The sequence below is a fragment of the Erythrobacter sp. S57(2025) genome (genome assembly GCF_057365055.1).
This window is the reverse complement of sequence record NZ_CP200299.1, coordinates 326,183-341,077: the sequence shown is the minus strand read 5'-3', so window position 1 is coordinate 341,077 and position 14,895 is coordinate 326,183. Positions and strand designations below refer to the sequence as shown.

Sequence of the window (14,895 nt, the reverse complement as noted above, 5' to 3'; positions counted from 1 at the left end):
CGTGTATACTTAACAAATTGAAATTTTGACGTTTCCTTAGGGGATTAGCTTTAGTCGGCACCGCATGAAGTTAGCAGGTGCAAAAGTGCTGCTCACCCCAAGGGTCTCAGTATCGGCCATCGCCTTGAGTTTAGCCGCTCCGGTGGCCGCCCAGAGTGATGCGCAAGTGGATACCGATGCATCGGTCGCAGCAGAAGCGCTTGAGACGCGAGATGTCTTTGAGCGTCAAGCCGATGCCCCCATCCGCCTCGCGCAGGCCGTGCGCCGGGCTGCACCCGAAACGCCCAGCCGCGCTGAAACCTTCAGCGTCAGCTCCATTCTGATCGAGGGTAACCAATCGTTGCCGGACCGCGAATTCGTCGACCTCATTGAGTCGTATACGTCTCGCGATCTTTCCCAAGATGACCTCGCAGCCCTTGTTGATGCTGTGGCACAGCGCGCGCGTGACAGCGGCTATGTGTTCGCGACGGCAACCATACCCCAGCAAAGTCTTGGCCTTGGTATTCTTCGAGTTGAGCTTGATGAAGGCCGGGTGGATGCCATCCGCATCGACGGCGCCGATGAACCTGCTATCCGCAGGCAGTTAGCGCCCTTGGTTAATGGAAAGCCAATTACAGCAGAAGAGCTTGAACGGCGTATATTACTGGCTGACGATATCTCAGGCGTGCACATTCTCGATAGCCGCTACGAAAAAGACGGCGATCTGGGCGTTCTGGTGGTCCGCACTCGCCGCAGCCATGCTTTTGCCTCAGTCGAACTTCGCAACAATGGCTCGGAGCCGGTGGGCCCGATCAGAGCGCGGATCAGGGTTGATCTAAACGGCGTGCTGGCCTCTGGAGATGAAGTTGACCTAACGCTGGGCACAACGCCGCTCCAGCCCGAAGAATTGCAATTTGCCAGCGCCGCCTATCGCATTGTCGTAGATGCGAGCGGCTTAGAGCTTGGCGCACACCTGTCTTATTCTTCCACTGAGCCCGGTGCGTTCTTGAAGGACCGCAACATCGACGGTGAGTTTTGGCGTGCAGGCGTAAGCGCTCGCTATCCTCTGCTGCGCCGCCGCAATGCCAGCGTGTGGGTGATCGGTGAATTTGAAGTGAGCGAGCTGACGCAAGATGTCGCGGGCCAGCAAGTGCGCCGAGACCGCGTACCCGTCGCCAAAGCTGGCATCTATTCGCGCGGCAAACTGGCCGGCGGCAGGTATCGTGGCAGAGTGACGGTGACGCGCGGGTTGAACATTTTGTCGGCCACCAAGCTTGGCGATGACCTCGCATCACGGTCTGACGCCTCTGCTGATTTCACAAGCTTGTTTGGCTGGTTCGCCTGGGATCGTGCACTGACCGACAGCCTCAGTCTGTCCCTGGGTGGGCGTGGCCAGCTTTCAACCGATCCTCTGCTTGCAACCGAAGATCTTGGCCTTGGCGGCACATCATTCCTGCGTGGCTATAACTTCAATGAACGGTCCGGCGATCAAGGCATTATGGGCTATGGCGAGCTACGCTATAGCTGGCGCGGGCAAGGGTTCTGGCTGCCGCGTGCGCAGCTTTATGTCTTTGCTGACGGCGGCGTTGTGTCCAATCTCCAAGATGGCTTTGGCAGCGGATCGCTAGCGTCTGCCGGTGGCGGAATGCGATTGGACGTGACGCGCGACCTTGACCTCGATTTGGAGCTCGCTGTGCCGCTGACAGGCGAACGTTTTGACGGCGATAGCGAAAGCCCACTGATCAATGTGAGGGTGCAGCAGTCGTTCTGACGGCGCTATTCAGCAGCAAGGTCGTCGCAGAATTCCTTGGTCCATGCCTGGACGTTGTCGTCACGGATCGTCCCGATCATCGCTTCATAGCGGCTCTTGCGCTGGGCCAACGGCATTTCGAGCGCCTTGAGCATTGCGTGTGACAGATCATCGGGGCTGTGCGGATTAACCAACACGGCCCCTTTTTCATCGCAGCTCAATTGCTGCGCGGCCCCTGCAAAGCGTGAAAGGATCAACACGCCGGGATCCTCGGGATCTTGAGCGGCGACATATTCCTTTGCCACCAAATTCATCCCATCGCGCAGTGGGGTGACCAGCCCAATTTTAGACGCATTGAAGAAACCATAGAGCTCTGCATGCGAGTATCCGCGGTTCACATAGCGAATGGGTACAAGGTCCACTTCGCTGCGGGCACCATTGATCTGCCCCGTCTTTTGCTCAAGCACGCTGCGAATATGCTGATAGCTTTCAACATCCTCGCGGCTGGGCGGCGCGATCTGGATGTAGACAAGGTCGCGCACACGCTCTGGATGCTGGTCGAAGAAACGGCCGATACCATCGATCCGCTCGGGCAAGCCCTTTGAATAGTCGAGGCGATCCACTCCGATCATGGCGGTTCTGTTGCGGGTTGAGCGAACCAAGCGGTCGGCTGCATCCTTCGCGTCCTGCTTGTCGCCTTGCGCCTGAAAGTGGTCCCAATCGATGCCTATGGGATAAGCTTTTGCGCGCACAGAGCGACCTTCAAACCGGATCGTACCGGTTTCCTCGTCAACCTCGGCTCCCAGCTCTTTGCGGCAATAGTGCAGGAAGCTTTCTAGCCACTCATTGTTTTGGAAACCAATGAGATCATAATCGAGCATCGTCTGCACTAGCCGTTCATGAAATGGCAGCGAAACAAATAGCCGCGTGGGTGGCCATGGGATGTGCAAGAAGAAACCGATGCGGTTCTTGAGACCCCGCTCACGCAAACGACTGCCTAGTGGGAGCAAGTGATAATCATGCACCCAGACAAGATCATCATCCTCGATCAGCGGCTGAACGCTTTCGGCGAACCGTTCATTGACACGCTCATACCCCTTGCCAGTTTCACGCTCATATTCGGTTAGGTCAAGGCGGTAGTGGAACAGGGGCCAAAGCGTCGAGTTTGCGTAGCCGTTGTAATATTCGTCAATATCGCGCGAAAACAGGTCGATTGTGGCGGTCGTCACTCCATCCGCACGCTGCATATTGATATTGCCGGTGCGGTCTTCTGGACTTTCCTGACCAGACCAACCGAACCAGACACCGCCGCGATCTTGAAGCGCAGAATTTAGCGCGCCCGCAAGCCCACCTTGCGCGCCTGCGGCACCGCGTGCCTTTGGTACAGCGACCCTGTTCGAGATGACAACCAGACGTCCTATCGCACATCACTCCAAAGTTTGGACAGCAGCCCCGCGCAATTGATCACACCAACTAACGAATAAGTCTGCGGAAAGTTGCCCCACAGCTCGCCCGTCTCATAGTCGAGGTCTTCGCTGAGCATTCCTGACTGCGTCGTGTGGCTCAGCATGGTTTGAAACAGAGCGCGCGCCTCTGCATCGCGTCCTGCCAGATGCAACGCCTCAATGAGCCAAAACGTGCAGACATTAAATGCCGTTTCTGGCGCTCCAAAATCATCCTTAGCCGCATATCGCAGCATGTGATCGCCGCGCCGCAGTTCCTTCTCAATCGCAGCAAAGGTGGATTGGAAACGCGGATTGTCAGGTGACAGAAAGCGCAGTTCGACCATTTGGAGCAGGCTCGCATCCAGGTAGTCGCTTTCGAAGCTGGCTCCGTAATGGCCCCCTGCCTCGTTCTCTTTCCATGCCTTCTCGTTGATCGTGCGCGCAATCGTCTCAGCGCGTTTACGCCAATAGGTCGCGCGGGCCTCTTTGCCGATATGCGCTGCGACATTGGCGAGCCTGTCACATGCTGCCCAGCACATGACGGCCGAGTAGGTGTGCACCTCCTGACGAGTGCGAAATTCCCACAGGCCCGCATCGGGTTGATCATGCATGGCAAAGGCCATTTCACCGACTTGCTCGAGGCTTTCAAAATCGTGGTCATCAGCGACACGCAGCAGGCGTTGATCGAGGAAGCTTTGCGTCGTGGGCAGAACAATCTGGCCATAACAATCGTGCTGGATCTGTTTGTAGGCCGCATTGCCGCGCCGAACCGGCCCCATGCCGCGATAGCCAGCGAGATGCGCTGCGGTCAGCTCATCTAACTCGCCTTCGCCCATAACCGAATAGAGCGGCTGGATTTGCCCGCCTTTCGCCCCATCCACGATATTGCGCAGGTAGGCGAGATACTTCTCTAGCACATCAAGCGCACCCAGACGGTTGAGCGCCTGCACGGTGTAATAGCTGTCTCTGATCCAGCAATAACGGTAATCCCAATTTCGCTCCGAATGCGCTGCCTCGGGGATCGAAGTCGTGAGCGCCGCCACAATCGCGCCTGTCTCTTCATGCTGGCAGAGCTTGAGAACGATCGCGCAGCGGATCACCTCTTCCTGCCACTCGAACGGAATATGTAGGCCCCGTGTCCAATGCGTCCAATACTTGGCCGTCAGCGCCTCCATCCGGCGCACTTCTGAGCGCAGATTGCCGGTAAAGGGCTCATCCGGGCCGAGGAAGAAATGCTGATCGCTCTCCACTCGGAAAGAACGGCTTTCGAGCACATAGCCAATCGGCGCATCAGTAGAGAGCCGCAGAGCCTGCGGTCCCACGAGAAAGCGAATATGGTTAGTCCCATGCGTCGTATCGGCGAGCTGTGCGCCGTAATTCTTCATCGGGTGGAGCACGACCTTAAGGCGGGGAGTGCCTGCCACGGGTCGCACTATCCGCGCATAAGCAACCGGGCGATACATTCGTCCATTGCGCTCGAAGCGGGGGGCGAAGTCGTGCACTTCGACCGCGGAGCCATCTTCCGCTTCGAGCCGGGTTACAAGGATCGGCGTGTTGCGCACATAATGTTGGGAGGCGCTAACCTGCCCTTCCAGCTCAAACCGCCATACTCCTGCGTCTTGCGAGGTCCCATTCAGGAGCGAGCAAAACACTGGGTCGCCATCGACCCTCGGCACGCAGCCCCAAACGAGCCCCCCATTGGTGTCGATCAGGCCAGAGACCTGGCAATTGCCAATCGGCCACAACTCAAGGTTAGGAGTAGACGCGTCAGATGTTGTCAAAATTCAAGCTCCAGCCATTCATGCACCGCTGCGACATCGCGCAACTGGTAGGTCGCGCTTGTTTTGGCGCGTTCACCCACACAAATTCCTGCCCCGCCATTGCGGGCACAGGCCTTGAAGCCATCCTCATCCGTCACATCATCGCCGAGAAACAGCGGGAATGCACCCGCAAATGTTGATTGTCCCAGCAAAGTCTCAACAGAGCGCCCTTTGTCGACACCGCGCGGGACCAATTCCACCACGCATTTGCCGTGCTTTGTCGCGAGGTCATGCTGCTTCGCCAAGTCTTCTGCGAAACTGTTGGCTTGCTTTTCAAAATCAGGCTTCGCGCGATAGTGCAGCGCCGCGCCCTGCGTTTTCTCCTCGTATCCAAGGCCGTGCTCGGTCGCATAGTCGCGCAAGGCTCTGCGCACATCATCACTGATGCCATTTGAAACAGCGCCAATCGCTGTCCCATCAGCGCTCCTGATCTCTCCGCCATGCGAACCCGCCATGGCGACGGGAATATCGCCCAGATGGCGTTTGATGTCGTCGATTGATCGACCGCTGACCAAGGCGAGCCTACCTTCCATCCTGCTTTTAAGGCGAATGAGTGCATCACCCAGGCCAGTTCGCGGAGCAATGGCGTCAGGGGTCGGCGCGAGCCCTATAAGCGTACCATCAAAGTCGAGAAACAGTGCGGGCTGTCTCTCCATGAAAACCGACAAAGAAGGAGGAGCGCTCAGCGCCTGTTTCACCGCCATGCCCTAAAGAGATAACCAGCTGATGCCTTTGGTCAATCAGTTAGTAGATCCCAACCAACGCTTTCGCCGATTGCGACCACAAAAACGTAAATGCCCAGCCAGCTCAGCTGACCGGGCATTCATCGAGGAGAGAAGAATGGGAACCTCTCTCGGGAGAGCTAGAAGTTGAAACGTAGGATCGCCGAATAGCGTCGATCATTGCGGAAGAAATTGCGCGGTGCACGCAGGCCATCTTCGTTGATCGTTTGTTCAGTGACAGTCACATCATCAGTCAGGTTCACACCTTGCAGACCGAATTTGATATTGTCGGTGATGTCGACAAAGATCGATGCATCCAGCTGGCCCGTCGCCGGCTGATAGATCGAGGCAAACGGGAAGATCACATCACGCGGCGTCAACTGGAATGCGCTGCGCCAGTTGTATGCGAGACGTGCCTGAATTGGCCCCTTCTCATACAACGCTACCGCATTGATATTATGGCGCGAAATGCGTGGGAAAATCCCTGAATTGATATCAAAGCGAGCCGTCGGCGGATCATCGCTTGGAATGTTGGGATCGAGCTCATTCGCTACCCCCTTACTGTCGATGTAGGTGTAGGTGAACTGCGCGCCAAGACCGCTCAAAACGCCGGGCAGGAAGTCGTAGAACTGCTGGTAGGCGATCTCAAAGCCAGTCACGCTCGCATTGCGATCAGAATTCACTTCAGTGTTGCGCAAAAGCGGGTTGATCACACTATTGGTGGCGAATTCTGCCGGAATGCCATCGGCTGGAATATCAATCGGCAGAGGCGCAAAAGAGATGAAGTTATCGATCTCTTTGTGGAAGCCAGCGACTGTAATCGAGCCAGCGCTGTCGAAATACCATTCCCAAGAAAGGTCGATATTCCAAGCCCTTTGCGGATTCAGGTTCGCATTGCCCGTCGCATTGCCAACAAAGCCAAGGAACGGCCGGAATGTGCCACCGCGCCCATCATCCGTTGGGTCACCTGTTAGCGATTGCAGTGTGACTCGCTCATTCAACTGATCGACGCCGGGCCGGTTGAGCGTGCGCGAAATTGCCGTCCGAATGACATGACCACCTGGGATGTCCAGCTTGAGGTTTAGGCTCGGCAAAAACTCATCATAGGAGGTCTGGAGATTTCGCTGTGTCGCAAAACCATCTCCCAAAGCCGCCTCAAGGCTAACCAGATCAAGGTCGCAGAAACCTGGCCTCACGAAGGTCGCAGGATTGTCTGGCACAAAGCCAGGATCACAAACCGCGCTCTGTCCGAAGAAGTTATCAAAGCCATTTGAGGCAAACGAGGAATCAACGGAGCGTTCTGTGCGCACATAGCGCAGGCCGATATTGCCGCTCAGCACTACATCTTGACCGGGATCGGTCTCGAAATCGGCACGGACATAGGCCGCGATGGTATCGCGCTCGATCCGGCCAATTTCGCTTGGCAAGAATGGTGTTCCTTCAATTACGCCATTGCGCGAGGTAAGCGGACGCCATCCCGATGGACCGAAATTACCAGCACCATAGAGCGTATCAATGATGCCATTGAACGTGTCTTGGAACCCTTGGAAATCTGTAACAGATGGCCCCGTGTATGTTGGAATGGGGCCACCAAGCCCGGTTGAAAGACCGCGCTGGTAATTTTCAAATTCGAAGGTGCCAAACAGCGGCGCAACCAAGCTATCAAGCGACGCATCTGGATTGCCGCCAAGCAGCAATAACGGACCGCCATCATTAAAGCTGGCGCCGGTCCAGACCTCGGAGATGTTGCCCCAGTTAAAGTCCGACTGACGCAGCAGCGATTCCTGCTCGTTATACCGCGCACCGGCACGAATTGATTTCAGCCAGCCGTCGCCAGAGAAATCATACTCCACATCACCACGAAACGCGAAAGACTCCGCTTCATTTTGCGATATGTGGTCCATCGCTGAACGAAGGAAGTAATTGCTTGGGTCTTGGAAGTAGCCCGCATCCTCGCCCGCCGGGACGAGAAATTCGAGCGTCGGGACACCGCCTTGCGTGCCATCAATCCGGACAGGCGCAAAGAAGGAGCGGTGGATGGTCAGATCAACCACTTCGCTTTCAGCAGTGATATATTGTGCATCAAAGTTGAAACGCAGATTGTCGGTTGGAGAGAACTTCAGATTAAAACCAAAGTCTTCGGTCACATCACTTTCAAATCGATCACGGGTCAGATTGATCTGCTGACCACCCGTTGATGGCAATAGCGCCGCGGACGCATTGGGGCCACGCCACTGCGAATTGTCAGTGATGGTGCCGCTTGTGAACACGCCATCGCTGTCGAAGGTGAAGTCGGTTGAATCGAGGCCAGAGCGCGCGCCTGCACTGTCAGCACCTGTTTCAATGACGTTCTCACCCCAGATCAGCTCTGAATCGGAGCGCAAGAACTGAGCAGTAGCAAGCCAACGCCCATCATTGCTTTCATATTGAGCAGCCGCAGCAATCGTCAGTCGTTCGCGATCAAATTCCTGGGTGCGAATGCTACCACCCGATGGGACAAAGCCATCGTCTGTTTCGACAAAGTCAACAATGCCCGTGCCATCAGCTCGCGAGAGGAGCTCGCTATAGGCAATGTTGCCCAAGAGGCCGAACGTGCCGCCAGCCGTGTCCCAGCTGTTTGAGTACAGGAAGGATGCGGTGGGAGAGAACTCTTCACGCAAGTCGCCGTAATTGCCTTCGATTGACCCGGCGATCACTTGGCCAGATTGGTCGAGCGGCAAACGGGTGCGCAGATCAATTGTACCAGCAGCGCCGCCCTCAATCAGATCAGCGGTCGAGTTTTTGAACACAACCACGCTACCGAGCAATTCGGGTGAAACATCCTCAAAGCCAAGGACACCGCCGCTATTGGCACCAAACACGTCGCGGCCATTCAGCTCCGAACGCACGAATGGCAAACCGCGGACAACGACGCCGCTTCCTTCGACGGCGAAGTGATCGGGATCATTAGGACCAGCGAAGCGGAGGATGCTTACACCAGGAACGCGTTGGAGGACTTCGGAAACAGAACGGTCAGGCAAGGCGCCAATGTCCGATGCGGTAACCACATCGACCACTGTATCAGCGTTGCGCTTTTGTGCCTGCGCAGAGGCCAGCGACTCGCGAAGGCCCGTTACGATGATGATATTATCGTCCTCAGCTTCGGCTGAGTTTTGCGTATCATCCGCGTCTTGATCTTGAGCCAGAGCAGGCGATGCCGCGAGCAGACCCAACGTAGAAACGCTTGAAAGCAATGACTTCGATACAAAGCCTGTGGCAACGCGATCGCGAATCAAATTCACTTGTTTTCCCCTCCAAGTGGCGCCTCGTTAATTGAGGTCGCACGTTCTCTTGTATTGTGAGTTGACCTCAAATTGACAGCGTTGTCAATGTACTTTCAAAAAACCTTCTGGTTAGATGCGAATTTTCAACACTCGATTTTTAAGCTACTGAATTTGCTTTGCAATTTTCGTCGATAAATCGCTGATGCACTGGCATCTCATTGGCCGCGTTATCAATTGCGCCGCCAATCTGCCGAATGATGCGATCTATTTTTGCCATCGGGACCTTAGCAATCAACGGGTTTGTCGCAGCCGGTTGAATGCCCTGTCCATACATTACGGCGAGCCAACTTGCGGTGCCAAACACGTCGTTTGGTTCAGAAAATATGCGACCGGTTCCTCGGAATTGCTCGATCCGGCCCGCAAGGCTGTCTGGAAGTTCGATTGACTGGCAATGCTGCCAGAACGGCGTGTCATCGCGCCGGGTGGCTGTGTAATGCAAGACCAGAAAATCGCGCACACGTTCATATTCCTTCAGCGTGCGCCGATTGAACGCATCTACGTCCGCTGTGTTGAACCGCTTATCCGGAAAATGCGTCAAGAGCCGCGCTAGGCTGGTTTGGATCAGATGGATGCTGGTCGATTCAAGCGGCTCCATAAAGCCAGCAGCCAAGCCCAACGCGACCACATTGCCATTCCAGAACTGCTTGCGATGCCCGGTCAGAAAACGAATGCGGTTAGCTTCTGCCAGTGGCTCCCCATCGAGGTTATCGCGCAGCACCTTCTCAGCGGCGTCGTCATCCATAAACTCACTGCAATAGACGTGGCCATTGCCTGTGCGATGCTGCAAAGGAATGCGCCATTGCCACCCAGCCTCGCGCGCAGTGGCGCGGGTGTAGGGGATGGGATCGCCAGACTTTGCGCAAGGGATCGCCACGGCCCGGTCACACGGAAGCCATTTGCGCCAATCTTCATACCCAGTCTCAAGCGATTGTTCGATCAACAGCCCCCGAAAACCGGAGCAATCGACGAAGAAATCGCCTGCTAGCTCTTGCCCGTTTTCGAGCGAGACCGACGTGACATGGCCGCTTTCGCCGTCGCGCGCGACATCTTGGATGCGCCCCTCAATGCGCGTTACGCCCTTGCCTTCTGCAAAGCGTCGCAAGAATGCGGCATAGAGCGAGGCGTCAAATTGAAAGGCATAATTGATGCCCGCAAGCGCGGACTGGGGACGGTCCGATAGCGGGCGCATGAACTTTTCACGCCGGCACGCCTCCACCATCAGAGAGTAGGAGAACAGATCATCCTTCTCACCAGCGAGACTGCGGTGGAGCCAATATTGGTAAAATGGGATCGCGTCGAAATCGCGGCCAAAATCGCCAAAGGGATGGATATAGCTGTGCCCCAGCTGCAGCCAGTCGACAAACTCAATACCCAGTTTGAACGTCGCATTGGTCTCACGAACGAAAGTGTCCTCATCGATCCCCAGCATCGTGTTGAAAGCGATGATGGGCGGAATAGTCGCCTCACCCACTCCCACGGTGCCAATGGCTTCGGATTCGACCAGCGTAACCTTTGTCGGAGAACCTTCCAGCAGATGCCCAAGCGTTGCAGCCGCCATCCAGCCAGCGGTCCCACCACCCACAATAACAACGTGATCGAGAAGTTGGTCGTTCATGCAGCAGTCGCCTTCACCGCGTCGCCTGACGCCTTACAAAACCGGTCAATATAGGCCTGGTGCGTCGGCATGGCGTCCGCCGTTTTGGCATAGACCCCTCGCATATTCGCCAGGCTCTGCGTGAGGTTGGCTTCGGACAAGCGATCTGCTGTCGGGCTATGACCTTGCGGTCCCCAGCCCTGCCCCTCAGCAACGGCAAGCCAGCTGGTCAGGTCAAACAGCTCCGCATCATATTTGAAGAAGCGCCCATTGGACTGCATCAGGTCCATCTTCTGCTGAAGGCTGTCAGGGATGCTCATCGTGCGAACGTAATCCCAAAACGACGTGTCATCGCGCGTAGTCGCTTTGTAATGAAGGATCAGGAAGTCGCGGACATGGGTAAAGTCATCGCGCATCAGGCGATTATATTCGGCCCGTTCAATCGGAGTATCTGTGCTTGCCGGAAACAGCGCGATCAATTTCGAAATACCCATCTGGATAAGGTGGATACTGGTCGATTCCAGCGGTTCTAAAAAGCCAGAGGACAGGCCAATTGCAACACAGTTCCCCGCCCAGAACTGATCGCGATGACCGGTTTGAAAACGAAGATGATTGGGCGAGGAGACTGGCGCTCCATCAAGGTTCGACAGCAGCGTGTCTTCTGCCGCTTCCGCGCTCAAAAACTCATCGCAATAGACGTAACCGTTGCCGGTGCGATGCTGTAAGGGGATGCGCCATTGCCAGCCTGCCTCGCGCGCGGTTGAACGGGTGTAGGGGCGCGGGTCTTCGACCTTTTCACACGCGGCTGCAACAGCCCGGTTACATGGCAGCCAATGGCTCCAATCCGTGTATTCACTGCCCAAAGCGGCACCGATGATAAGCGCGCGAAAACCGGTGCAATCAATGAAAATGTCGCCCTCGACCAAACGCTCACCATCAAGGCGCAGGCCGGTTACCAGCCCGCTTTCACCATCCTGTTCGACCTGCTCAATTCGTCCCTCAATCCGCATCGCGCCATTCGCTTCGGCAAAGGTTCTGAGGAATGCAGCGTAAAGCGAGGCGTCAAAGTGATAGGCATAACCAAGCTGACCGATCACCTGCCCGTGGTCAGGTTCGGGCCGGACGAATTTTCCGGCATAGGCCGCAAGTGTGTTGATCGAATAGGCATCCAGCCCATGCGCATCTCCCAGGCGCCTCAGCCGCGCCCAAAACTGGTGAAAATCCAGGCCATCAAGATCAAATCCAATCCGGCCAAAGGGATGGAAATAACTTTCACCCATGCCGCCCCAATTGTTAAACTCAATCCCCAGCTTGTAAGTCGCCTGCGTGGCGCGAATGAAGTCGTGTTCTTCAATGCCGAGCTGCGCGTTAAATTTGATGATCGGCGGGATCGTGGCCTCACCAACACCGACCGTTCCGATAGCTTCGGATTCGACCAGAGTGACGCTGACACCGGCGCTGCCGAGCAGTTTGGAAAGCGCCGCCGCCGTCATCCAGCCCGCGGTTCCCCCGCCTGCGATAACGACGCGCTTGACCGGATGGTTCTTCATACCGCGTGCCCCGCCAAGGCTTTAGCTTGAGAGCGCATCGCCTGCATCCATTCGTTCAATTTCGCCTCTGGGAGAATGCCAGCCATCCGATCAAAGCGTTTAGGCCGATTACCGCGAACCCATAACGCGGCGAGCCATTCGGGAGGCTGAAACACTTCGAAATCCTCAGTTGGAATGCGGCCACAAGCGGTGAAGACATCGATCTTACGCCTAAGTTCCGCGCTGGCCGTTGCTCGCGGATCGGGAGCGTTTAGCAGGATAGCCATATCCGCGATCCGCACCGCCTCTTGCCGCGCCAATCGGGTGTATTCGCGCTGTTCGCTATCCGCACGCTCCAAGTCGGATGATAGGCTCGCGAACCTCTGAGCAGCGTTTAGGCAAATTTGCCATTCAGTACCCGGCATTTCTGGAGGAGCGAGCAACTCCAACTTATCGCCATGCCAAACGGGTTTATCAGTACCAGTGCAATCGATGGTGAAGTCACTTTCGGAGCGCTCCGCCGCGTTAACAATGCGGGCGCCATTGCCCTTTGCCAACGCTAACAATGAATGGGCGTAACTATTGGCGTCAAGCGCCATGCCAAAGGGCAGAGCTGACTGAACCAAAGAGGCCAAGGCAGGCTTTTGCTTAGCTTTCTCAATCGCGATTGCGGGCGAGAATGCGAGCAAATCGTCTAGCACCCGATCACCGCCCGCGCGCAGCCAGAAGTGATGGAAATCCACGCCAAACTGCGCCGTACCAATTGGCGCAAAGGGCAGGTTTACAGTCCCTTCCACTGACGCATAGCTTGGCGCCAGAACTGGTCCAATTGCGCCGATCTGAGCAAGTTGGTCAGGTTGAAGTCCCAGCTCTGCATGAAATTTGAGGTGGTCAGGCCGCGCCAGCACATCTTCACCTCCTTTGGGCGGCTCGCCGGGCTCCAAAACGAGATACCGCCCCTTACCCACCCATTTGCGCGAAAGCAGAGCGCCAATGATGGCCACTCGCAAGGCTGGCCCCGTCACTCGGATAGTCTGACCGCTCATGCCGCGTCGCTCATCTTGGCATGGCGTGCCAAATAGCTGGCATGATCTTCCATCGAACTGGCTGCTTTTTCCATGTGATCGCGAAGCCCTGATAAATGCCGCTGCACATGCGCGTCTGGCACGCCAGTGACCCGCGCATCAAAGCTATCCGGCAGCACGCGCTGGCCGATCAGCACCGCAATCCAGCTTGGCACCAAAAACAGGCCGTGATCATAGGATGAGACGTGGCCATGCGCGCGGAACAGCTCAAGCCGCTCTCGTAAACTATCGGGCACATTCATCGTGCGCATATGGTTCCAGAAATCGGAATCGTCGCGCTGAGTCGCGTTGTAATGCAGGATTAGAAAATCGCGGATTCGCTCGAACTGCAAATCCATCCAATGATTGTACTCGCCCGTTTCAACGGCGCAGTCTTGGGAATGCGGGAACAGCTCGATCAGCTTCGAAATGCCCTCTTGGATTAGGTAGATGCTGGTCGATTCAAGCGGCTCCAGAAACCCGCCGGATAGGCCGATTGCAACGACGTTCTTGTTCCAGAGCTTACGCCTCTTACCGGTCACAAATCGCAAGAAACGCGGGTCGGCGAGCCTCTCACCTTCAAGACCACCCAGCAAAGTGTCACAGGCCGCATCGTCGGATAAGAACTGGCTCGAATAGACATGGCCGTTGCCTGTTCGATGTTGCAGCGGAATGCGCCAAGACCAGCCCGCCTCATGCGCGGTCGCGCGTGTAAACGGCGGCGGCGGCCCAGCGCTTTCGCACGGAGCTGCAACAGCCCGGTCAGCAGGCAGCCACTCGCTCCAATCGTCATATCCAGTATTCAGCTGCTTTTCGATCAACAGGCCAAAAAACCCGGTGCAATCGATGAACAGATCACCGGATACCTCTTGCCCGTTCTCAAGAATAAGTGAGGACACGCCGCCATCTTCGCCGTCTAGATCGACATCAACAACCTTACCCTCCATCCGCGTAACACCGCGCTTTTCGGCATGGGCGCGCATGAACGGCGCATATTGCAACGCATCAAATTGGTAGGCGTAGCGGTAAGTCGAGAGGACTGAGCGCGGGTCTTTGCTGGGCGGTTGAAATTTGCCTTTGCGACACGCGACCACTGGCAAAGAATAGTCGTCAAGCGGGCCGACACCGGGCTGCCCTGCAAATTTGCGCCAATAATGATGGAACGCGACACCTTCATTGGGCAGGCCGAATTCACCGAAAGGATGGATGTAGCTGTCGCCTTTTCGCCCCCAATTGACGAACTCAATCCCCAGTTTGAACGTGGCCGAGGTGGCGGCCATGAATTCGGCTTCATCAACGCCGATTGTGTCATTGAAAAACTTTATGTGAGGCAGCGTGGCTTCGCCTACGCCAACCACGCCGATTGCTTCAGATTCGATCAAAGTGACTTTGAGCCCTGTCGGCCCCAGCATGCTGGAAAGTCCCGCAGCCGTCATCCAGCCCGCAGTTCCCCCGCCCACGATCACAACGTGATTGATTGCATTGGCAGTGTCGCCAATTGCCACGCGCAGCTCCTCTATCCCACTTCGCAAAATCGCAGCCAGGCCCGCAATGTCAATCGCGACAGGCAAAGAATCTCTAGGCTTTTTGCGGGGTCTCCCTTGACCTCTTGTCCGATACAGTAATACAAATTGACAACGTAAGACAAGATGGCACATACAATGTCACG

Annotated in this window: 9 protein-coding genes; 1 reads left to right on the top strand and 8 read right to left on the bottom strand. The window is 56.1% G+C overall.

The window, feature by feature from the left end:
* The first annotated feature begins 64 nt into the window (after positions 1 to 64).
* Positions 65 to 1,750 (top strand): ShlB/FhaC/HecB family hemolysin secretion/activation protein, encoded by a 1,686-nt coding sequence (locus tag AC0V6N_RS01560; protein WP_486169837.1) that lies wholly within the window; start codon positions 65 to 67, stop codon positions 1,748 to 1,750.
* Positions 1,751 to 1,755: 5 nt separating this feature from the next.
* On the opposite strand, the gene AC0V6N_RS01555 is transcribed toward AC0V6N_RS01560, so the two are convergent.
* The 8 genes from AC0V6N_RS01555 to AC0V6N_RS01520 form a co-directional block, all read right to left on the bottom strand.
* Entirely contained in the window at positions 1,756 to 3,150 is a 1,395-nt protein-coding gene (locus AC0V6N_RS01555; RefSeq protein ID WP_486172403.1) for an alpha,alpha-trehalose-phosphate synthase (UDP-forming), read from the bottom strand.
* Entirely contained in the window at positions 3,147 to 4,955 is a 1,809-nt protein-coding gene (locus AC0V6N_RS01550; protein ID WP_486169836.1) for a glycoside hydrolase family 15 protein, read from the bottom strand. Before AC0V6N_RS01550 ends, AC0V6N_RS01555 begins: the two co-directional genes overlap by 4 nt.
* On the bottom strand, positions 4,952 to 5,692 hold the full coding sequence (otsB, locus tag AC0V6N_RS01545; RefSeq protein WP_486169835.1) for a trehalose-phosphatase: 741 nt from the start codon (positions 5,690 to 5,692) through the stop codon (positions 4,952 to 4,954). The genes AC0V6N_RS01550 and otsB overlap by 4 nt, the downstream gene beginning before the upstream one ends.
* Positions 5,693 to 5,856: 164 nt before the next feature.
* Positions 5,857 to 8,997 (bottom strand): TonB-dependent receptor, encoded by a 3,141-nt coding sequence (locus tag AC0V6N_RS01540; protein ID WP_486169834.1) that lies wholly within the window; start codon positions 8,995 to 8,997, stop codon positions 5,857 to 5,859.
* A gap of 139 nt (positions 8,998 to 9,136) precedes the next feature.
* Positions 9,137 to 10,654: a tryptophan halogenase family protein gene (locus tag AC0V6N_RS01535; RefSeq protein ID WP_486169833.1), complete on the bottom strand. Its 1,518-nt coding sequence runs from the start codon at positions 10,652 to 10,654 to the stop codon at positions 9,137 to 9,139.
* Positions 10,651 to 12,183, bottom strand: a complete 1,533-nt coding sequence (locus AC0V6N_RS01530; protein WP_486169832.1) for a tryptophan halogenase family protein — start codon at positions 12,181 to 12,183, stop codon at positions 10,651 to 10,653. Before AC0V6N_RS01530 ends, AC0V6N_RS01535 begins: the two co-directional genes overlap by 4 nt.
* Positions 12,180 to 13,208 carry a tryptophan 7-halogenase gene (locus AC0V6N_RS01525; protein WP_486169831.1) on the bottom strand — a complete coding sequence of 343 codons (1,029 nt, stop codon included), beginning with the start codon at positions 13,206 to 13,208 and terminating at the stop codon, positions 12,180 to 12,182. The genes AC0V6N_RS01530 and AC0V6N_RS01525 overlap by 4 nt, the downstream gene beginning before the upstream one ends.
* The gene (locus tag AC0V6N_RS01520; protein WP_486169830.1) at positions 13,205 to 14,797 is read right to left on the bottom strand and encodes a tryptophan halogenase family protein; all 1,593 of its coding nucleotides are present in this window, start codon (positions 14,795 to 14,797) and stop codon (positions 13,205 to 13,207) included. The genes AC0V6N_RS01525 and AC0V6N_RS01520 overlap by 4 nt, the downstream gene beginning before the upstream one ends.
* Positions 14,798 to 14,895 lie beyond the last annotated feature (98 nt).